This window comes from Blastomonas sp. CCH9-A1 (genome assembly GCF_001557175.1).
GTDB classification, from domain to species: Bacteria; Pseudomonadota; Alphaproteobacteria; order Sphingomonadales; family Sphingomonadaceae; genus Blastomonas; species Blastomonas delafieldii_A.
Genome location: NZ_LSHM01000004.1, coordinates 41,336 through 59,966 on the forward strand (window position 1 = coordinate 41,336; position 18,631 = coordinate 59,966).

The window sequence follows — 18,631 nt, forward strand, 5'->3', positions numbered from 1 at the left end:
GCCATGAAGATCCTTGTGCCCGTGAAACGGGTCATCGACTATAACGTGAAGCCGCGCGTCAAGGCGGATGGCACCGGGGTTGACCTGGCCAACGTCAAGATGAGCATGAACCCGTTCGACGAAATCGCCGTCGAAGAAGCGCTGCGGATCAAGGAAGCGGGCAAGGCTGAAGAAGTCGTCGCCGTCTCCGTCGGCCCGGCCAAGGCGCAGGAAACGCTGCGCACCGCGCTCGCCATGGGTGCCGATCGCGCGATCCTCATCGAAACCGACGAAACCGTCGAGCCGCTGGCCGTCGCCAAGCTGCTCGCCAAGGTCGCGGCCGAAGAAAATCCGGGCCTGATCCTGCTTGGCAAGCAGGCGATCGACGATGACAGCAACCAGACCGGCCAGATGCTGGCAGCATTGCTCGGCTGGGGCCAGGCGACCTTCGCCAACACCGTGTCGGTCGAAGGTGACAGCGTCACCGTCGCGCGCGAGATCGATGGAGGCCTGCAGACCGTGAAGCTCAGCACGCCCGCGATCGTCACCACCGACCTTCGCCTGAACGAGCCGCGCTATGCCTCGCTGCCCAATATCATGAAGGCGAAGAAGAAGCCGCTCGATACCAAGACCCCGGGCGATTACGGCGTGGATATCGCGCCGCGCCTCACCACGCTCAAGGTTACCGAGCCGCCGGTGCGCAGCGCCGGGATCAAGGTTGCCGATGTCGACGCGCTGGTCGGCAAGCTCAAGGAAATGGGAGTCGGTGCATGAAGACGCTTGTATGGGTTGAGCATGACAATGCTGTCATGAAGGATGCAACGCTCGCGGTCGTCACGGCGGCGGGCAAGCTGGGTGAAGTGCACGCGCTGGTCGCGGGCAAGGGCTGCGGCGCGGTGGCCGAGCAGGTTGCCAAGGTCGCTGGCGTCGCCACCGTCCATGTCGCCGACGATGCCTCGCTCGAGCATGGCCTGGCGGAAAACGTCGCGCCGCTGGTGGCCAAGCTGATGGAAAGCCACGACGCGTTCCTCGCGCCCGCCACCACCACCGGCAAGAACATCGCGCCGCGCGTCGCAGCCCTGCTCGACGTGATGCAGATTTCGGACATTCTCTCGGTCGAAGGCCCCAAGACCTTCACCCGTCCGATCTATGCCGGCAACGCGATCGCCACCGTCGAATCGTCGGATGCCAAGCTGGTCATCACCGTGCGCGGTACCGCGTTCGACAAGGCGGCGACCGAAGGCGGTTCGGCCGCGGTCGAGAATGTCGGCGGCGCCACAGACGCTGGCCTGTCGACCTTCCTCAGCGCCGAAATCGCGAAGAGCGAGCGGCCTGAGCTGACCAGCGCCAAGATCATCGTTTCGGGCGGCCGCGCGCTGGGGTCGGGCGAAAAGTTCGAGGAAGTCATCACCCCGCTCGCCGACAAGCTCGGTGCCGGCATCGGCGCATCGCGCGCCGCGGTGGACGCGGGCTATGTCCCCAACGATTATCAGGTCGGCCAGACCGGCAAGATCGTCGCGCCGGAAGTCTATGTCGCCGTCGGCATCTCGGGCGCGATCCAGCACCTTGCGGGCATGAAGGACAGCAAGACCATCATCTCCATCAACAAGGACGAGGACGCCCCGATCTTCCAGGTCGCCGATATCGGCCTGGTCGCGGATCTGTTTACGGCCGTGCCGGAGCTGACCGGCAAGCTGTGATCGGCTGATCCGGTTCGGAAATTGCGAAAACCCCGGCGGGCGACCGCCGGGGTTTTTGTTTGACACAAGGCTTGTCCCGCGCTCCATGCTGTTACTGGGGAGGGCGATCGATGCGGTCCGTTGGTATTGGCGCAATTATTGCTGGTTTGGCGATTGTCATTTTCGGTTTCGCTTTCGATACCAGTATCGAGGTTGAAGCCAGTTACAGTGCTATTGGCGGATATACGCCGTCTTCTTCTGTGATCAATATCGGCAAGCTTCAGATTCAAGAGCTTATCGTCACAAGCGGTCTGTTTATTGCTTTGGCAGGGGTCATATTGGCCAGCATTGGCGAACTGATCGTCAGGTTAGAGAAATCTGGCATCATCCAGCCACTACCTGAAGCGGAGCCCTTCGCTCATGCGGAGAGGGAAGGGCAAGCGTGCGCCTGGTGCGATCAGACGGTTTTCTTGCCAAATCTGCCATGTTCGGAAGCCAATCCGGATCACCTGGCCAGCAAATACCCGAGCATGAAAAACCGCAAATGCCGTGCAGCGATTGAATCTGCAGGCTTGGTGTAGGGCGCCTTATCCGTTTTTCCTTGCACCGTTATCCGGTGAAAGTCGGAACCCAGAGCGGCCAGTAGCTCTGCCTTTTTTTGGACTCCGGCTTTCGCCGGAGAACGGATGTGCAGCCGGACAATTCATCGCGTGGCCTTCGTCAGGCTCAGGCTGAGCGGAGATGGGTTTGGGCCAATTTCGGCCAACGCTATGCAGCCTCTTCCATCCCTCTTTCCAACCTGTTAGCCAATCAACCACCGGGGCAGGGCGAACCCCCGGTCAGGTGCTTCCAGCTCCCAAGCTTTGCCGTTCATCATGATCCGCGCGCAGGTGCGGAGGAACGGTTGCGGGGTTTATGACGAGCGAACATCCGACATTTGGGGAAAGCGTGCGCGTCTTCGCGCGGATCGGGCTGCTGAGCTTTGGCGGGCCGGCAGGGCAGATCGCGTTGATGCATGACGAGCTGGTGGACAAGCACCGCTGGATCGAGGAGCCGCAATTCCTGCACGCGCTCAATTTCTGCCACTTGCTTCCAGGGCCAGAGGCGCAGCAGCTGGCGACCTATATCGGCTGGAGGCTGCACGGGCTGCGCGGTGGGCTGATGGCGGGAACGCTGTTCCTGCTGCCCGGCGTCGCGATCATCATGGCGCTGTCGATGCTCTATGTCGCGGCGGCGGGGCTCGACTGGTTCGCGGCCTTGTTTCTGGGGATCAAGGCGGCGGTGCTCGCGGTGGTGGTGCAGGCGCTGATCCGGATTGCGGGGCGCGCGCTCGATACCGCCTTCAAGCGCGCGCTGGCGGCTATTGCGTTTGTCGCGCTGGCGCTGTTCGATCTGCCGTTTCCGCTGGTGGTGCTGAGCGCGGGCCTTGCGGGATGGCTGGCGGCGACCTGGCGACCCGGCTGGCTGGCGCTGAAAGCAGGCGGGCCGGGCGCAGACGCGCCGCCGCGCCCGTCGATCCCGGCCACGCTGCGCACCATCGCGGCCTGGGGCGCCATCTGGGCGCTGCCGCTACTCCTCATCTGGGTTACGCTGGGCGACGATCATGCGCTGATGCAGATCGGGCTGTTCTTCTCACAGCTCGCGGTGGTCACCTTTGGCGGGGCCTATGCGGTGCTCGCCTATATGGCGCAGCAGGCGGTGCAGGGCTTCGGATGGCTGAATGCGGGCGAGATGGCCGACGGGCTGGGCCTCGCGGAGACGACGCCGGGGCCGCTGATCCTGGTGACGCAGTTCGTCGGCTTTCTCGCGGCCTATCGCGATGCCGCGCCGTTCACGCCGCTGGTCGCGGGGGGGCTCGGCGCGCTGATGACCATCTGGGTGACATTTGCGCCGTGCTTCCTATGGATATTCACCTTCGCGCCCTGGATCGACCGGTTGCAGCATGCCCGGCGGCTGAAGGGCGCTCTGGCCACGATTACGGCATCGGTGGTCGGCGTGATCGCCAATCTGAGCCTCTGGTTTGCGCTGCACGTCATCTTCACCCGCGTGGAGGAGCGCGAGTTGGGACCGCTTCGCTTCGACTGGCCAGATGCGGGATCGATCGATGGACTGGCTCTGGCGCTGGCGGCATGGGCCGCGGTGCATCTGCTCGTGCTCAAGCGGTCGGTGGTCGAGGTGCTGGGCGTCGCTGCGGTTCTAGGGCTTGCTGTCAGACCGTTCATCTAAACAACCTTATTCCTGAACAAATGCTGTCATCCCAATTCAGCCCCGCCACAGTGGCGAATCGCTAGACCGTGTTCAACCCGTCGAGACTGGCGGGGTCAGGACGGAAGGAATGGAACGATGGCAAAGGCAAAGAGTGTTATCGGCGCAGCGCTGCTCGGCGCTGCTGCCATGGTTTCGGCAGCGGTCCCGGCGGCAGCCCAGTGGCATGGCGGTGGCCCCGGCTGGGGTGGCGGCTGGGGCGGGCGCGGCGATCGCGCGGTAAACCAGTGTGTGCGCGCCGCCGAGATCGAGGCGCGCCGCTTCGGCCGCTTCGCGCAGGTCACCGACATTCGCGATATCGACCGCACCCGTTTCGGGCTGCGCGTGCAGGGCCGCATCGTGGTCGAAAATGGCGGTCGCTGGCGCGGCAATACAGATCGTGGCCGCTTCACCTGTTTCGTGGATCGGGGCCGGGTCTATGACGTGCGTCTCAGCGGGCTCGGCAATTTCCGCTAAGACAAGGGTCTGACCCCTTGCTCCCTGGCGGTTCAGCCTGGCGACAGGCTGAACCGCCTAAACCTGAACACAAAGGTACAGCGCCATTGCGCCCGGGCCTTGCCGACAGAAAGGCATGCAATGTTGAAAGCACTGACAGGTCTGGGCGCTGCGGGCGCGATGCTCGTGACCGGCATGACCCCGGCGATGGCCGCGCCGGCACCGCGCGGCACGTTCGATGCAGCTCCGGTCGGCGCGCTGGGATGGAACCCCGGGGATGAAAGCGCCAGCCAGTGGCGCGGCGGCTGGCGCGACCGGCGCTGGCGTGGCCGCAACCGCGGCGTCGATGCCGGCGATATCCTCGCTGGCGTCCTGATCCTCGGCGGCATTGCTGCGGTAGCCAGCGCTGCGACCAACAGCGCGCGGCGCAATGGCGATGACCGCAGTTTCAATGACGATGTCCGCTCGGCGAGCGATCGCTGCGGTGCGGCGGCGGTGGCCCAGTCCGGCTTTGGGTCGCGGATCGAGCGGATCGACAATGTCGTGCGTGACGGTCAGGGCTGGCGCGTCGAAGGCCTCGTCGGGTCGCGCCGCGATGGTGTCGATAGCTTCACCTGCGGCATCAGCTTCGGCCGCATCGATTATGTCCGCTTTAACCGTGCCAACGGCAACTGGGGTGCGAATGACGGCGTCTTCGACAATGGCGTCGCGGTCACCGATCCGCCGTTCAGCGTCGATCCCGATGAGGACGACTATGCCTGGCGCAATAATGGCAGCGAACCGTTTCCGCCCGACTAAGGGCGAGAGTTACCGGACGGGATCGGTCATTTCTGGCCGTTCCCACCCGGTCTGACCCCCTGCGGCGCGCTTCGCCCCTTCGCGCGCCGCAGGGGTAACAGACATATCCCGATCAGGATCGAGATGACGGCCAGAGCGGCAAAGCCGATCAGGATCGGGTGATTGGTGTCTTCGCGCGTCTGCAGATCCATGATGTGCAGGCCCCACATGAAGTCGAATGCGCGCCACAAGGCGCTGCGCGTGACCAATACGGCGCCGGTTTCCGCGTCGATATAGATATGCGTGTCGTCGGCAAAGCGCGCCTGCCAGCTCGGGCGCGGGCGGCGCAGTTCGAGCGGGGCGTTGTCGGCAGAAAAGCGGGTCACCGCCGCAAGTTCCGCCTTCCCGGCAAAGGCTGCGCGCGCGAGCAGAGCGGCCTCGCGGGCGCTTACGGAAGGCAGTAGCGCGCCAGTACGCGCATCGGCGCGGCGCTTGCCGCCATCGGCATAATCAACCAGCCAGACCAGCGTTCCCGCTTGCTGACTCAGCGTCAGTGTCTGCACCGGTCGACCCTCCAGGATCGGCACCACGGGGCGAAAGCCGGGCAGAGCAGGGGCTTCAGCCTTCAGATGCTCGCCGCGCACCGTGTCGATCGGGAAGCTCGCCATGAACAGGCCCGAAGCGGTCCAAAGCAACAGCGGCACGCCGACCAGCCAGCCCAGCCAGACATGCCAGCGCATCACCATCCGCCGCCTGAGCCTGAATGCCACGACTAATCCTCCGAGCGACTGCCGCCGCGATAGGCGGGCAGCGCGATATTGTAGCGGATGGCCAGGCCGCGCAGCACGAAGCCCGCGACTGCGCCGATGATCGCGGCGATCTCGACCTCCAGCCCTGCGAGCCTCAGCGCGACATAGGAGCCGGAGCCCAGAGCGGCGGCGGTGACGTAAAGCTCGGGCCGCAGGATGATCGACGGTTCGCCCGCCAGCACGTCGCGGATGATGCCGCCGACGCACGCGGTAATCACACCCATCATCACGGCAGGCAGCGGATCGACGCCGAACTGCATCGCCTTGGCCGCGCCGAACACGCTGTATGCGCCGAGACCGACGGCATCGAACCAGTCGAGCATCCTTCCCTCCCACCAGCGCTGCGGCGTGACCCAGAGGAGCGCGGAGACTGCCAGCACGACGACCAGCACGCGCGAGTTGACGATCCAGAATACCGGCGCGCCGATCAGCAGATCGCGCACCGTCCCGCCGCCGACCCCGGTCACCAAAGCGAAAAAGGTGAAGGTGACGAACGTCTGCCGCTTCGCCGCCGCCGCGAGTGCGCCAGAGGCGGCGAACACCGCGATGCCGAACATGTCGAGCGTGCCGAGGATCGTGCCGAGATCGATGGCGGCGGGCAGGGGGCCAGGGGAGAGGGGGGTGGTCATGCGGCAGCTCTAAGGGAGTGAGGCCTTGAATACACGCTCTTCCGTCATCCTGAACTTGTTTCAGGATCTATCGTGCCCCAACAACCGAAACTGCGCGAGGATAAATGGACCCTGAAACAAGTTCAGGGTGACAAGGTGATTGACAGGTGTCGTGCGACACCCTGAGTGCAATACAGAGAAATCACTCCCCCCACCCAACCCTCCCCCATCAAGGGGGGAGGGCTTTTTAGGCGAGGGCGAGTTTGGCCTCAGATATGGATCGGCTTGCCCTGCACGGCCATCGCGGCTTCCTTGAGCGCTTCGCTGTGCGTCGGGTGGGCGTGGCAGGTATAGGCGATGTCCTCGCTGGTGCCGCCGAATTCCATCGTCTGCGCCGCCTGCGCGATCATCGTGCCGCCGAGCGATGCGATGATCCATACGCCGAGCACGCGGTCGGTCTTGGCATCGGCGATCACCTTGACCAGCCCGTCGCCCTCGTGATTGGTCTTGGCGCGCGAGTTGGCCATCATCGGGAACTTGCCGACCTTGATTTCGCCGCGTTCTTTCGCCTGTTCCTCGGTCAGGCCCACGCCCGCGATTTCGGGCATGGTGTAGACGACCGACGGAATGATGTCGTGGTTCACGATGCCGGTCAGGCCCGCGATATTCTCTGCCACGGCAATGCCCTCGTCCTCGGCCTTGTGCGCCAGCATCGGGCCGGGCACGCAATCGCCAATCGCCCAGATGCCGGGGACCTTGGTCTGGAAATCATGGTCGATCTCGACCTGGCCGCGACCATTGACCGCAAGCCCCGCCTTGTCGAGCGCGAGGCCATCGGTGTTGGGACGGCGACCGATCGAGACCAGCACGACATCGGCGTCTATGGTTTCGGCGGCACCGCCAGCGGAAGGCTCGACGGTCAGCACGGCCTTGCCGTCCTTGACTTCCGCGCCGGTGACCTTGGTCGAAAGCTTGAACTGGATGCCCTGCTTCTTGAAGACCTTGTTGGCTTCCTTGCGGATTTCGCCGTCCATGCCGGGCAGGATCTGGTCGAGATATTCGACCACGGTGACCTTGGCGCCCAAGCGCTTCCACACGCTGCCGAGCTCGAGGCCGATCACGCCGCCGCCGATCACGACCATGTGATCGGGCACCTTGGCGAGTTCGAGCGCGCCGGTGGAATCGACGATGACCTGCGCCTCATTGTCCACGGTAATGCCCGGCAGCGGGGTGACCGACGATCCGGTCGCGATGACGATGTTCTTCGCGCGATAGCTCTTGCCTGCGACCTCGACGGTGCCGGCGCTGGTGAATGCGGCATGGCCCTTGAGCCATTCCACCTTGTTCTTCTTGAACAGATATTCGATCCCGCCGGTCAGGCCCTTCACGGCATCGCGGCGCTGCGCGTGCATGGTCTCGAGGTCCAGCTCGACCGTGCCCTTGATGCCCAGCTTGGCGAGCTTGCCGCTGGCCGCTTCCTCGAACAGTTCGGAGGCGTGCAGCATCGCCTTGGAGGGGATGCAGCCGACATTGAGGCAGGTGCCGCCGAGCGTTGCGCGGCTTTCGACGCACGCGGTCTTCAGGCCCAGCTGCGCTGCACGGATCGCCGCGACATAACCGCCAGGGCCGGCACCGATCACCAGGACGTCGAAATCATAATCAGCCATTTTCAAACTCCATCGTGCGCTCGGGCCATATCAGACCTGTCTCGCACTGTCTTTCCCGTCATTCCCGCGAAAGCGGGAATCCCGCTTTCTGATGACGATGAGGCGGAAGCGGGACCCCCGCTTGCGCGGGGGTGACGAAACAGGGTCTCGTCGGTTCCGCCTGCCGTATCGCTTGCGTTACAGATCGATCAGCAGCCGCGTCGGGTCCTCGATCGCTTCCTTGATCGTCTTGAGGAAGGTCACGGCCTCGCGACCGTCGATCAGGCGGTGGTCATAGCTCAATGCCAGATACATCATCGGGCGCGCGGCGATCGAGCCGTCGGGCATGACGACCGGGCGCTGGTCGATGCGGTGCAGGCCCAGCACCGCGCTCTGCGGCGGGTTGATGATCGGGGTCGACATCAACGATCCGAACACGCCGCCGTTGGAGATGGTGAAGGTGCCGCCCTGCATCTCTTCCATCTTCAGCGTACCGTCCTTGGCGCGCTTGCCGAAATCGGCGATGGTCTTCTCGATGCCTGCGAAGCTCAGGCTCTCGGCATTGCGGATGACGGGCACGACCAGGCCGTTGGGCGCGCTGACTGCGACCGAGATATCGGCATAATTGTGATAGACGATCTCGTCGCCCTCGATCTGCGCGTTGACCGACGGCACGTCCTTGAGCGCGAGACACGCGGCCTTGGCGAAAAAGCCCATGAAGCCGAGGCGCACGCCGTGCTTCTTCTCGAACAGGTCCTTGTACGTGTTGCGCGCCTCCATCACCGCGGTCATGTCGACATCGTTGAAGGTGGTCAGCATCGCCGCCGTGTCCTGCGCGCTCTTGAGGCGCTTGGCGATGGTCTGGCGGATGCGGGTCATGCGCACGCGCTCGGTCTCGCGACCGGCAGCACCGCTGGCGACCGGGGCGGCGGCGGGCGCAGCGGCGACCGGCGCAGGCGCGGCCTTGGCAGCTTCAGCCGCAGCGGCGAGCACATCTTCCTTGGTCAGGCGGCCGTCCTTGCCGGTGCCCTTGATGCTGGTCGGGTCGAGGCCATGCTCGAGCACCAGGCGGCGCACGGCGGGCGACAGGCTCACCGGCTCGCCGGTCGGGGCGGGAGCGGGCGCGGCGACCGCTGCCGGAGCAGGGGTGGCTTCGCTCTTGGCGATCGCGGGTTGCGGCGCGGCAGCGGCGGTGGCGACGGCAGCGCCCGAGCTTTCGATCGTGGTCAGGATCGAGCCGACCTGCACGGTATCGCCTTCGGAAAAGATCAGCTGGCCCAGCACGCCCGCGGCAGGGGCGGGGACTTCGACCGCCACCTTGTCGGTTTCCAGGCTGGCAATCGGCTCGTCGGCGGCGACGGTGTCGCCCGGCTTCTTCAGCCATTCGCCGATGGTCGCTTCGCTGATCGATTCACCCAGAACGGGGACTTTGACTTCGATGCTCATGGTTCTCAAACCCTATTTCTATCCGCGTCCAACATGCGGAATTGATTGTTTTTCTGCTGGCTCAGCTACCGCGCTGGCGGCGGATTTCCTCGCGGACATTATGGCCGAGCGCATCGGCGATCAGCGCGCCCTGTTCGGCCTGGTGCCGCTTGGCGAGGCCGGTGGCGGGCGATGCCGCCGCAACGCGACCGGCATAGCGGGCGCGCTTGGGGGCGACGCCTGCATCGGCCAGGCATTCCTCGATGAACGGTTCGACGAAGAACCAGCTGCCATTGTTGCGCGCTTCTTCCTGCGCCCATACGACCTCTTCCAGATTGACCATGCGCTTGAGGCGGATGGTCAGCGGCTCGCCGGGGAAGGGGTAGAGCTGCTCGAGGCGGATGATCGCGGTGTTCTTGTCACCGGCCGCATCGCGCGCCTCCATGAGGTCGAACGCTACCTTGCCCGAACAGAGCACCAGGCGCTTGATGTCCTTGTCTTCCGGCTGGTTGGGGTCGGAAAGGATGCGCATGAAATGGCTGTTGCCCTGGAACTCGCTCGCCTTGGACACCGCCATCTTGTGCCGCAGCAGCGACTTGGGCGTCATGATGATCAGCGGCTTGCGGAAGTTCCGGTGCATCTGGCGGCGCAGCACATGGAAATAGTTGGCCGGCGTCGTGATGTTGCACACCTGGATGTTGTCGCCCGCGCACAGCTGCAGGAAGCGTTCGAGTCGCGCCGAGCTGTGTTCCGGACCCTGGCCTTCCATGCCGTGCGGCAGCAGCATCACCAGACCGTTGGCACGCAGCCATTTGGCCTCACCGCTGGCAATGAACTGGTCGATCATGATCTGCGCGCCGTTGGCGAAATCGCCGAACTGCGCTTCCCACAGCACCAGCGTCTTCGGATCGGCCATGGCATAGCCATATTCGAAACCGAGCACGCCATATTCGGACAGCGGGCTGTCGAGTACCTCGAACCGGCCATGCGGCACCTGTTCGAGCGGCAGATAGCGGCTGCCGTTATTCTGGTCGATCCAGACTGCGTGCCGCTGGCTGAACGTGCCACGACCCGAGTCCTGACCCGAGAGGCGGACGGCATAGCCTTCCGACACGAGCGAGCCGAAGGCCAGCGCCTCGCCGGTCGCCCAGTCGAAGCCTTCGCCCTTGTCGAACATCTCGCGCTTGGCTTCGATCACGCGGCGCAGCGTCTTGTGCACCTCATGGCCTTCGGGGATGGTGGTGAGCGTACGGCCCAGGCTGTCCATCAGCTTCTTGTCGATACCGGTTTCGACGTTGCGCCGCGCGGTTTCGTCATCGGCAGGCATGTGCAGGCCCGACCAGCGACCGGCGAACCAGTCCGCCTTGTTGGCCTTGTAGGTCTTGCCCGCCTCGAACTCGATCTCGAGATTGTCGGAAAAGGTCTTGGCGGTGCCGTCGATCCAGTCCTGCGTCACCACGCCTTCGGCGATCAGGCGATCGCCGTAGATCTTGCTGACCTTGGGATGCTTGCGGATCTGCGCATACATCTGCGGCTGGGTGAAACTGGGCTCGTCGCCTTCGTTATGGCCGAAGCGGCGATAGCACCACATGTCGATCACGACATCGCGGTGGAAGCGCTGGCGGAAGTCGATCGCCATCTTGCAGGCAAAGGTCACCGCTTCCGGATCGTCGCCATTGACGTGCAGGATCGGCGCCTGGACGCCCTTGGCAACGTCCGAGGGATAGGGCGACGAGCGCGCGAATTGCGGGCTGGTGGTGAAGCCGATCTGGTTGTTGACGATGAAGTGAATGCAGCCGCCGGTATTATAGCCGCGAATGCCCGAAAAGCCGAGGCACTCCCACACGATACCCTGACCCGCGAACGCCGCGTCGCCGTGCAGCAGCACGGGCAGCACCTGGTTGTGATCGGCGAGATCGTCGCGGATCACCTGCTGCGCGCGGACCTTGCCGAGCACGACCGGATCGACCGCTTCGAGGTGCGAGGGGTTGGGGACCAGCGACATATGCACGCTGATGCCGTCGAACTCGCGGTCGGTGCTGGTGCCGAGGTGATATTTCACGTCGCCCGAACCGCCGACATCATCCGGGTTGGCCGAGCCGCCCGAGAATTCGTGGAAGATCACGCGATAGGGCTTGGCCATCACATTGGCGAGCACGTTCAGGCGGCCGCGATGCGGCATGCCATAGACGATTTCCTTGAGGCCGAGCTGGCCGCCGTACTTGATGACGGCTTCGAGCGCGGGGATCATCGACTCGCCGCCATCCAGGCCGAAGCGCTTGGTGCCGACATATTTCTTCGCGAGGAAATTCTCGAAGGTCTCGGCCTCGATCACCTTGGAAAGGATCGCCTTCTTGCCGTTTTCGGAGAACTCGATGACCTTGTCGACGCCTTCCATCCGGTCCTGGAAGAAGCGGCGCTCCTCCACGTCCGAGATGTGCATGTATTCGAGGCCGACCTTGCCGCAATAGTTCGCGCGCAGCGTATCGATGAGCTGACGCACGGTCGCGCTTTCGAAGCCCATCGTGCCACCCAGGAACACGGGCTCGTCGAGCTCGCTGCCTGTAAAGCCGTGATATTCCGGCGTGAGGTCAGCGGGCAGTTCCTGCTGCGACAGGCCGAGCGGGTCGAGATCGGCCGCCAGGTGGCCGCGCACCCGGTAGGTGCGGATCAGCATCATCGCCCGGATCGAGCGATCCGCCGCACGCGCGATCGCCGCTTCGTCCACCGGTTTGCCCGCCTTTGCCGATGCATCGCGCACCGCGGCCTTGACCGCTGCCTGCATCTGCATCGGGTCGAGCGCCGCCGTCAGGTCGTCGCTATCGGCCAGCGGCCAGTTGCCGCGCTGCCAGCTCGGGCCCTGCTGCGGGCCTTCTGCGGGGTCGAAATCAAATCCGTCGTAGGTCATATCCTGGCGTCCCTTTTCCCTCTCCCCACCGTGGGAGAGGGTTGCGCAGACTTGGGCACGCATGTGCCCCAGTCGAAGCTGGGTGAGGGGGCAGCGCGCTACCGGCGCGCTCCCGGCCCTCTCCCTCGCACCGCTTCGCGATGCTTCCCCTCTCCCGCTGGGGGAGAGGGATGGTTCAAATCACACCGTTTCCAGCAGCTCGGCGAGGGTCTGTCCGAGCAGCGAAGGCGAGGGCGAGACGCGGATACCCGCTTCTTCCATCGCCGCGATCTTGTCTTCGGCGCCGCCCTGGCCGCCCGAGACGATGGCGCCGGCATGGCCCATGCGGCGTCCCGGAGGCGCCGTACGGCCTGCGATAAAGCCGACCATCGGCTTCTTGCGACCGCGCTTGGCTTCGTCCTTCAGGAACTGCGCGGCTTCTTCTTCCGCACTGCCGCCGATTTCGCCGATCATGATGATCGACTTGGTTTCGTCGTCCGCCAGGAACAGCTCGAGCACGTCGATGAAGTTGGTGCCGTTGACCGGGTCGCCGCCGATGCCGACCGCCGTGGTCTGGCCCAGGCCGACCGCCGTGGTCTGGTGCACGGCTTCATAGGTGAGCGTGCCCGAGCGCGACACGACGCCGACCGAGCCCTTCTTGAAGATGCTGCCGGGCATGATGCCGATCTTGCATTCGTCGGGGGTCAGCACGCCGGGGCAGTTGGGGCCTATCAGGCGCGACTTGCTGCCCTGCAGCGCGCGCTTGACGCGGACCATATCGAGCACCGGAATGCCTTCGGTGATCGCGACGATCAGTTCCATCTCGGCATCGATTGCCTCGAGGATCGAGTCCGCAGCGAATGGCGGCGGAACGTAGATGCAGGTCGCGGTCGCACCGGTCGCGGCCTTGGCTTCGGCGACGGTGTTGTAATTGGGCAGGCCGATATGCGTGGTGCCGCCCTTGCCGGGGGTCACGCCGCCGACCATCTGCGTGCCATAGGCCAGCGCCTGTTCGGTATGGAAGGTGCCGGTCGCACCGGTCATCCCCTGCGTGATGACCTTGGTGTGCTTGTTGACGAGAATGCTCATTTCTTGCGAAACTCCACTGCTGTGGCCGTGAGAACAAGGCCGGTAAGGGGGATGCCGGTGGCGGCGAGCGCGCCGGGTGCGGCGTACGAAACTTCCATTTCCATATGGCCGGGCTTCAGGCCTGGGTTCCAGACGCTCTTCGTGAAGCCGGGCAAGGGATCAGTCGAACTGCCGGGCTTGCGCACCGCCCAGTTTTCCAGAACGTCTGCGGATATGGGGGCAGGGGCGGTGAAATCATAGACGCGGCAGCCATGGCTCTGCATGTCGCCCAGATCGACGCCCGACAGCGCCAGGCTGAGCTCACGGCCTGCCACGGTCATGCGATATTCGCCGCCGTCGAGCAGCTTGGCCTCGCCACCGCTCTCGGCAAGCTTGGCCTTGCCGTAATCGACCAGCTGGCGCAGCGCACCCTTGTCATCGGCGGGGATGGCCTGCCATCCGGCGGCGATGACCGAGGCTTTGGCGACGGCGAGATTCTCGACACCCGAACAGGCAGTCGCGAACGCGGCGAGGACCTCGCCTGCGGGATAGGGGTTTTCGGCTGGCGGGGCCTTTTCCTCAGCCGCCGCCAGCGCGAAAAGTCCGATCAGGAGACCGGACGCGAGCATCAGGCGAGGCTCGGGTCCAGGGTCTTGCAGACGCCGAGCAGTTCCTTGACCGCATCGACCGAGACCTGAAGATTGCTCTTTTCCTCGTCGCTCAGCGCGATTTCGATGACCTCTTCGGCACCATCGGCGCCGATGACGACGGGGACGCCGACATACAGGCCATCAAGACCATATTTGCCTTCGACGTTCACCGCGCAGGGCAGGATGCGCTTGGTGTCGCCAAGATAGGCTTCGGCCATCGCGATCGCGCTGGTGGCGGGGGCGTAATAGGCCGAACCGGTGCCGAGCAGCGCGACGATCTCGCCGCCGCCCGAGCGGGTGCGCTTGACGATCTCGTCGAGCCGCGCTTCGGACACGCCCTTGATCTTGGCCATGTCCTTCACCGGAATGCCGTTGATCGTGGAATAGCTGAGCACGGGCACCATGGTGTCGCCATGGCCGCCGAGCACGAACGCGTTCACGTCCTTGACGCTGACGCCGAATTCCCAGGCGAGGAAGGTGGCAAAGCGCGCGCTGTCGAGCACGCCGGCCATGCCGACGACCTTGTTGGCCGGGAGCCCCGAGAATTCGCGCAGCGCCCAGACCATGGCGTCGAGCGGGTTGGTGATGCAGATGACGAACGCGTCGGGCGCATTGTCGCGGATGCCTTCGCCCACGGCCTTCATGACCTTGAGGTTGATGCCGAGCAGATCGTCGCGGCTCATCCCCGGCTTGCGTGCGACGCCGGCGGTGACGATGATGACGTCCGCGCCTGCGATGTCGGCATAGTTGTTGGTGCCGGTGATCTTTGCGTCAAAACCTTCGACCGGGCCGCACTGCGACAGATCGAGCGCCTTACCCTGCGGCACGCCTTCGACGACGTCGAACAGCACGATATCGCCCAGTCCCTTGGTGGCTGCGAGATGCGCCAACGTACCGCCGATATTGCCTGCGCCGATCAGCGCGATCTTGTTGCGTGCCATGGTCAATCCTTTCCGAAAATTGGGTGTTCCGGCCGAAACTGCCTGTCAGGAATGCGGGGATGCTATGTGGTGCGTGTGCGTTCCCTGAACAGATATCCGGCCCTCAGCAAAAACCTTGTGATGTGCTTGTCCGTTTCACGACCTCAGATGGGCGCGCACCGGGCTTGCACAGCCTGAGTCATCGCGCTCGCCGGCCTGCCTAGGCCGCTTGGACGGGGTTTTCAACCATCAAAAGCCACCAGACTCCAATTATTTGTGCAATTGAAAACTGTTAGCAATAAGGGTTGCCGGGACTGTGGTCGGGCCCGTCTTGTTCAGTGCAAACCCGCGATCTTGCCGCAGAATGCTCCATAGCGGCACACTCCCCTATTAACATGGGATGGACGTGATATAATATTTCCTTTAGCCGCGCATGGGCTGCGACGAGGGTAAGCGGGTCTTAACCCGCCCGGCATAAGGGTCCAACGATGGTCACCAAGGTTCAGTACACCGTCGATACCGAATTGTCGCTCAAGCTCTTCCAGGAAGGCGCGAGTGCGCAGGAGAATTTCGACAGTTCGATCGCTGGCAAGTGCCGTGACGGCGAATTTGGCATCTTCTACCAGATGGACCGCCTCGAGGCCTATGGTCTGAAGGGCGTCTTCTTCGTCGATCCGTTTCCGGCTCTGGTCTACGGCCCCGGCGTCGTCGCAAGGATCGTCGAGCCGATCCTGAAACGCGGTCATGAGGTGCAGCTTCACATCCATACCGAATGGCTGGAATTTGCGCGCGATCATGAGCTTGCACATCTGCGCGACCGCAATATCGCGGATTTCCCGCTCGACGATCAGGTCCGGCTGCTCGATCAGGCGCGGGCGCTGCTGATGATCGCCGGCGCGCCCAAGCCGACCGCCTTCCGTGCGGGCAATTTCGGGGCGAACGACGATACGCTGCGCGCGCTGAGTGCCCTGAGCGTTCCGTATGACAGCAGTTTCAATCCGGCCTTCTTGGCAGGCGAGTGCGATATCGATCTTCCGCCGGAAACCCCGCCCTTTTCCGAGCATATGGGCGTCGGCATCATTCCAGTGAGCGTGATCGAGGATCGGCCCGGCAGCATCCGCGCCGCGCAACTGTGTGCGCTTTCTGCCTGGGAGATGCGGGATGGCCTGCGTCATGCTGCAGAGCACGATTGGCCGTGCTTCACCATTGTCAGCCACAGTTTCGAATTGCTCAGCCGGGATCGCACCCGTGTCAATCCAATCGTGCAGCGCCGGTTTGAATCCATGTGCCTCAACATTGCCGAACAGACACGGCTGGAAGGCGCGGGTTTCGAAGCTTTGCAGCCGCAGCGCAGGGCATCGCTGGCCAAGCTTCCCGCCAATCTGGTGCGCACCGCGCTGCGCTATGGCGAGCAGGCGGTGAGCCGCATCCGTTACGAGGTCGGAATCCTCTCGACGCTGTTCCTCAACGAATTCGCCGCCTTCGAGAGCGTCGTGGCGATCTGAGGCCTCAACCGCGCAACAGCTTGCGGATTTTCGCCTTGGCCCCGATGCGTTCGAGCCAGGCCCCGGTCGCTTCCACGCCTGCGTTGAACGCCCGGTGGCTCGTGAGCACAGCGCGGTTGGCGATGCTCGGCGCGAGCAGGAACAGGGTGGCGCACTGCACCTGATGCGTGCCGAAAAGCGCCTTGTGCGCGCCATCGCCTTCGGTAAAGTCGAAATAGCGGAAGCGCTGTTCGGCAAAGAGCTGCTCGAGCGCATGCATCTGCAGCACGGTTCCGGGCGAGAGCTGCGCCTGGCCCTGATCATAACCGAGATAGGCGTAGATGAGCACGTCCTCGACCACGGGCAGGTAGAGATAGGCGATTGGCTTGCCGTGCAGGAACAGGATCCAGGCACGCAGACTGTCGGTCCGGGCGAGGGCTTCAGCCTCGGCGCGGAAAGCCGCGTGGCCGGGGAGCCCGGCATCGAGCAGCCGTGCCTGATAGGTCTGGTTCGATAGCGGCAGGGCGGCGGCGAAAAAGGCGTCGAGCTGATCGGGGGCGTGATAGCTGCGAATGTCGAGCGTGCCGCCGTTTGCATCGGCGAGCTTGCGCATCTTGCGCTTGAGCGTCGCGCGCGTCTTCGATGAGAATTGCGCCATATAGCCGTCATGACCCAGCGCCATGTCGATATAATGGCGTGCAAAGAGTTGCGGCGGGGACTTGAGAAAGCCTGTGAATTGCTGGTCGAGCCGGGAGAGCTGGGCTGCAGGAACGGACTGCACGCGATATCCGTCCGCATCGGGCGGCAGCGGGACAGGGACAAGGGGGCGCTCGGCCAGGATTGCGTCGAGCCCGTATGCCAGCGGCACCAGCATCCGCCGCGCGCGCAGGATGCAGCGATCGCCCAGCAAAAAGCGGATATCGGTGGCAACGGGCGTCATGCGGCGGCTGTCCGTCAAGGGGGGCAGGGGTGACCGACCTGCTAATGCCACAGGGTTAAGATCGCTTGAACCCGGCTTTGCAGCCAAGGCTTTACCCTATGTTCACGCGCGCTTTATACAAGCGCATGAAACGAGCTGCGGCCTCGTACAGACCTGCCTCCTGCGATGGGATACCGACATGGCGCAGCCCAGGCCCAGTGCCGCCTGCAATCATTGTGGATCGACCGAGACACGCCCCGTCGCGCGTGTCTCGGGCTACATGCTTGAGCGGTGCGGGCAATGCGGCCTCGCCTTCATCACCAATCCGCCATCGGACGCGGCGCTTGCAGCCATGTACCAGGCGGGCAACGACTATCACACTCAGCTGCACGATCCGGAAAACGAGGCCTTCGTGCGGATGGCAGCGATCGCCCGCGAGCATCTGCATTTTGTCGAGCGTTTCGCCTCTGGCGGTCAGCTGCTCGATATCGGCTGTTCGACCGGATTGTTTTTGAACGAGGCACGGCGGGTCGGGTTCGACGTCGCTGGCGTCGAGTTTTCGGCTGCATCGGCGCAGTTTGCACGCGATCATTTTCACCTCTCGATCACCGATGGCGATATCCACGCCGTCGACGATGCCGAGGGCATGCTCGATATTGTCACCATGTTCGACGTGATCGAGCATGTCCGCGATCCCGCACGCGACATCGTGGCCGCCCATCGGCTGCTGAAGCCCGGCGGGCTGTTCATCCTGTCGACGCCGAATATCGACGGACTGTTTCCACGTGCGTCCGAGCCATTGGCGGGGCCGCTTGGCTATTGGCCGCATATCGAGCCACCCTGGCATCTCTATCAGTTTTCGGTTCGCACCCTGTCTGCGATGCTCGAGGCGCGCGGGTTCGAATGCCTGGGTACCCGCCACACGGCCATCGACCTTGCCTATACGTTCGGCACGGCGCAGACTTTGATGCGCAGCCCGAAGCGCCTGGCGTATGCCCTGGCCTTTGCCCCGCTCGCCTGGGCCGGGCCGAAGATCGGAATGGGGGACTGGTTCTATCTTGCCGCGCGCAAGCGCTGATG

Annotated in this window: 17 protein-coding genes; 8 read left to right on the forward strand and 9 right to left on the reverse strand. The window is 64.1% G+C overall.

Translation table 11 applies throughout. The features are described from left to right. Positions 1–3: 3 nt before the first annotated feature. The 6 genes from AX725_RS01655 to AX725_RS01680 all read left to right on the forward strand — a co-directional run bounded on the left by AX725_RS01655 (position 4) and on the right by AX725_RS01680 (position 5,156). A complete protein-coding gene (locus tag AX725_RS01655; RefSeq protein WP_060980252.1) occupies positions 4–753 on the forward strand; it encodes an electron transfer flavoprotein subunit beta/FixA family protein in 750 nt (249 codons plus the stop codon). Beyond that, the gene (locus tag AX725_RS01660) at positions 750–1,679 is read left to right on the forward strand and encodes an electron transfer flavoprotein subunit alpha/FixB family protein (RefSeq protein WP_066114593.1); all 930 of its coding nucleotides are present in this window, start codon (positions 750–752) and stop codon (positions 1,677–1,679) included. The genes AX725_RS01655 and AX725_RS01660 overlap by 4 nt, the downstream gene beginning before the upstream one ends. Positions 1,680–1,789: 110 nt before the next feature. Continuing rightward, positions 1,790–2,239: a hypothetical protein gene (locus AX725_RS01665; protein ID WP_060980250.1), complete on the forward strand. Its 450-nt coding sequence runs from the start codon at positions 1,790–1,792 to the stop codon at positions 2,237–2,239. A 334-nt stretch (positions 2,240–2,573) separates the two neighbouring features. Continuing rightward, positions 2,574–3,884 (forward strand): chromate efflux transporter, encoded by a 1,311-nt coding sequence (gene chrA, locus AX725_RS01670; protein WP_060980249.1) that lies wholly within the window; start codon positions 2,574–2,576, stop codon positions 3,882–3,884. Positions 3,885–4,001: 117 nt separating this feature from the next. Continuing rightward, on the forward strand, positions 4,002–4,379 hold the full coding sequence (locus AX725_RS01675; RefSeq protein ID WP_060980248.1) for a hypothetical protein: 378 nt from the start codon (positions 4,002–4,004) through the stop codon (positions 4,377–4,379). A 120-nt stretch (positions 4,380–4,499) separates the two neighbouring features. Next, the gene (locus AX725_RS01680; RefSeq protein ID WP_060980247.1) at positions 4,500–5,156 is read left to right on the forward strand and encodes a hypothetical protein; all 657 of its coding nucleotides are present in this window, start codon (positions 4,500–4,502) and stop codon (positions 5,154–5,156) included. A 26-nt stretch (positions 5,157–5,182) separates the two neighbouring features. Here the strand turns inward: AX725_RS01680 and AX725_RS01685 are convergent, their stop codons facing one another. The 8 genes from AX725_RS01685 to mdh all read right to left on the reverse strand — a co-directional run bounded on the left by AX725_RS01685 (position 5,183) and on the right by mdh (position 15,169). Next, on the reverse strand, positions 5,183–5,905 hold the full coding sequence (locus AX725_RS01685) for a PepSY domain-containing protein (protein ID WP_208598128.1): 723 nt from the start codon (positions 5,903–5,905) through the stop codon (positions 5,183–5,185). 2 nt (positions 5,906–5,907) lie between these two features. Next, positions 5,908–6,573: a trimeric intracellular cation channel family protein gene (locus tag AX725_RS01690; protein ID WP_066044424.1), complete on the reverse strand. Its 666-nt coding sequence runs from the start codon at positions 6,571–6,573 to the stop codon at positions 5,908–5,910. Positions 6,574–6,821: 248 nt separating this feature from the next. Beyond that, positions 6,822–8,219, reverse strand: a complete 1,398-nt coding sequence (lpdA, locus tag AX725_RS01695) for a dihydrolipoyl dehydrogenase (RefSeq protein WP_060978613.1) — start codon at positions 8,217–8,219, stop codon at positions 6,822–6,824. 177 nt (positions 8,220–8,396) lie between these two features. After that, complete coding sequence (gene odhB / locus AX725_RS01700; protein WP_060978612.1) at positions 8,397–9,644, reverse strand: 2-oxoglutarate dehydrogenase complex dihydrolipoyllysine-residue succinyltransferase; 1,248 nt, start codon at positions 9,642–9,644, stop codon at positions 8,397–8,399. Between the two features lie 61 nt (positions 9,645–9,705). After that, positions 9,706–12,531, reverse strand: coding sequence for a 2-oxoglutarate dehydrogenase E1 component (locus AX725_RS01705; protein WP_060978611.1), 2,826 nt, complete (start codon positions 12,529–12,531; stop codon positions 9,706–9,708). A gap of 180 nt (positions 12,532–12,711) precedes the next feature. Further along, complete coding sequence (gene sucD / locus AX725_RS01710) at positions 12,712–13,599, reverse strand: succinate--CoA ligase subunit alpha (protein WP_023839527.1); 888 nt, start codon at positions 13,597–13,599, stop codon at positions 12,712–12,714. Continuing rightward, positions 13,596–14,207: a hypothetical protein gene (locus tag AX725_RS01715; protein ID WP_060978610.1), complete on the reverse strand. Its 612-nt coding sequence runs from the start codon at positions 14,205–14,207 to the stop codon at positions 13,596–13,598. The genes sucD and AX725_RS01715 overlap by 4 nt, the downstream gene beginning before the upstream one ends. After that, a complete protein-coding gene (gene mdh / locus AX725_RS01720) occupies positions 14,207–15,169 on the reverse strand; it encodes a malate dehydrogenase (RefSeq protein ID WP_060978609.1) in 963 nt (320 codons plus the stop codon). Before mdh ends, AX725_RS01715 begins: the two co-directional genes overlap by 1 nt. A gap of 467 nt (positions 15,170–15,636) precedes the next feature. Between mdh and AX725_RS01725 the strand changes: the two genes are divergently transcribed. Beyond that, positions 15,637–16,653 (forward strand): polysaccharide deacetylase family protein, encoded by a 1,017-nt coding sequence (locus tag AX725_RS01725; protein WP_066113771.1) that lies wholly within the window; start codon positions 15,637–15,639, stop codon positions 16,651–16,653. A 4-nt stretch (positions 16,654–16,657) separates the two neighbouring features. On the opposite strand, the gene AX725_RS01730 is transcribed toward AX725_RS01725, so the two are convergent. Further along, positions 16,658–17,572, reverse strand: coding sequence for a GNAT family N-acetyltransferase (locus AX725_RS01730; RefSeq protein ID WP_060978432.1), 915 nt, complete (start codon positions 17,570–17,572; stop codon positions 16,658–16,660). Positions 17,573–17,750: 178 nt separating this feature from the next. Here AX725_RS01730 and AX725_RS01735 point away from each other — a divergent pair, with 178 nt between their 5' ends. Beyond that, complete coding sequence (locus tag AX725_RS01735; protein WP_066110954.1) at positions 17,751–18,629, forward strand: class I SAM-dependent methyltransferase; 879 nt, start codon at positions 17,751–17,753, stop codon at positions 18,627–18,629. Positions 18,630–18,631 lie beyond the last annotated feature (2 nt).

What these genes read in the sequence shown, in the direction of transcription:
- AX725_RS01655 (WP_060980252.1), top strand. Translation starts at nt 4, where the DNA reads ATGAAGATCCTTGTGCCCGTGAAACGGGTCATCGACTATAACGTGAAG.
- AX725_RS01660 (WP_066114593.1), top strand. Translation starts at nt 750, where the DNA reads ATGAAGACGCTTGTATGGGTTGAGCATGACAATGCTGTCATGAAGGAT.
- AX725_RS01665 (WP_060980250.1), top strand. Translation starts at nt 1,790, where the DNA reads ATGCGGTCCGTTGGTATTGGCGCAATTATTGCTGGTTTGGCGATTGTC.
- chrA (WP_060980249.1), top strand. Translation starts at nt 2,574, where the DNA reads ATGACGAGCGAACATCCGACATTTGGGGAAAGCGTGCGCGTCTTCGCG.
- AX725_RS01675 (WP_060980248.1), top strand. Translation starts at nt 4,002, where the DNA reads ATGGCAAAGGCAAAGAGTGTTATCGGCGCAGCGCTGCTCGGCGCTGCT.
- AX725_RS01680 (WP_060980247.1), top strand. Translation starts at nt 4,500, where the DNA reads ATGTTGAAAGCACTGACAGGTCTGGGCGCTGCGGGCGCGATGCTCGTG.
- AX725_RS01690 (WP_066044424.1), bottom strand. Translation starts at nt 6,573, where the DNA reads ATGACCACCCCCCTCTCCCCTGGCCCCCTGCCCGCCGCCATCGATCTC.
- lpdA (WP_060978613.1), bottom strand. Translation starts at nt 8,219, where the DNA reads ATGGCTGATTATGATTTCGACGTCCTGGTGATCGGTGCCGGCCCTGGC.
- odhB (WP_060978612.1), bottom strand. Translation starts at nt 9,644, where the DNA reads ATGAGCATCGAAGTCAAAGTCCCCGTTCTGGGTGAATCGATCAGCGAA.
- AX725_RS01705 (WP_060978611.1), bottom strand. Translation starts at nt 12,531, where the DNA reads ATGACCTACGACGGATTTGATTTCGACCCCGCAGAAGGCCCGCAGCAG.
- sucD (WP_023839527.1), bottom strand. Translation starts at nt 13,599, where the DNA reads ATGAGCATTCTCGTCAACAAGCACACCAAGGTCATCACGCAGGGGATG.
- AX725_RS01715 (WP_060978610.1), bottom strand. Translation starts at nt 14,207, where the DNA reads ATGCTCGCGTCCGGTCTCCTGATCGGACTTTTCGCGCTGGCGGCGGCT.
- mdh (WP_060978609.1), bottom strand. Translation starts at nt 15,169, where the DNA reads ATGGCACGCAACAAGATCGCGCTGATCGGCGCAGGCAATATCGGCGGT.
- AX725_RS01725 (WP_066113771.1), top strand. Translation starts at nt 15,637, where the DNA reads ATGGTCACCAAGGTTCAGTACACCGTCGATACCGAATTGTCGCTCAAG.
- AX725_RS01730 (WP_060978432.1), bottom strand. Translation starts at nt 17,572, where the DNA reads ATGACGCCCGTTGCCACCGATATCCGCTTTTTGCTGGGCGATCGCTGC.
- AX725_RS01735 (WP_066110954.1), top strand. Translation starts at nt 17,751, where the DNA reads ATGGCGCAGCCCAGGCCCAGTGCCGCCTGCAATCATTGTGGATCGACC.